Origin of the sequence: Sphingomonas sp. CCH9-E2 (assembly GCF_001557215.1) — a bacterium.
Classification (GTDB): domain Bacteria; phylum Pseudomonadota; class Alphaproteobacteria; order Sphingomonadales; family Sphingomonadaceae; genus Sphingomonas.
The window spans coordinates 1-550 of sequence record NZ_LSJM01000469.1; the positions used below are offsets into that span (position 1 = coordinate 1).

Annotated in this window: 1 protein-coding gene; it reads left to right on the forward strand. The window is 63.6% G+C overall.

The window, feature by feature from the left end; genetic code table 11:
* On the forward strand, positions 1-550 hold a 550-nt coding region (locus AX681_RS21110), incomplete at both ends, for an RNA polymerase factor sigma-54 (RefSeq protein WP_443026355.1).

The following is a 550-nucleotide window of genomic DNA, read 5'->3' on the forward strand; positions in this document are numbered from 1 at the left end:
AGCCGGTACCCGCCGTCACGCCCGATATCTTCGTCGCGCAGCGCGGCACAGCTTGGGCGGTCGAGCTCAACAGCGCGACGCTCCCGCGCGTGCTGGTCAACCGCGCTTATTACACGGAAGTGTCGGCCGGGCCGCAGGACAAGACCAGCAAGGCGTGGCTGTCCGACATGCTCGCCAGCGCCAACTGGCTGGTGAAGGCACTCGATCAGCGTCAGCGCACGATCATCAAGGTCGCGTCCGAGATCGTGAAGCAGCAGGAAGCGTTCTTCCGCCACGGTGTCAGCCATCTGAAGCCGCTGACGCTGCGCCAGATCGCCGACGCGATCGAAATGCATGAATCGACCGTCAGCCGCGTGACCAGCAACAAATATCTGTCCTGTGCGCGCGGCCTGTTCGAGCTGAAATATTTCTTCACCAGCGCGATCCAGTCCTCCGAAGGCGGCGACGCGGTGTCGGCCGAAGCGGTCAAGAGCGCGATCCGCGCGCTGATCCAGGCCGAGGATCCCAAGAAGATCCTGTCCGACGACACGCTGGTCGAACTGCTCAACGC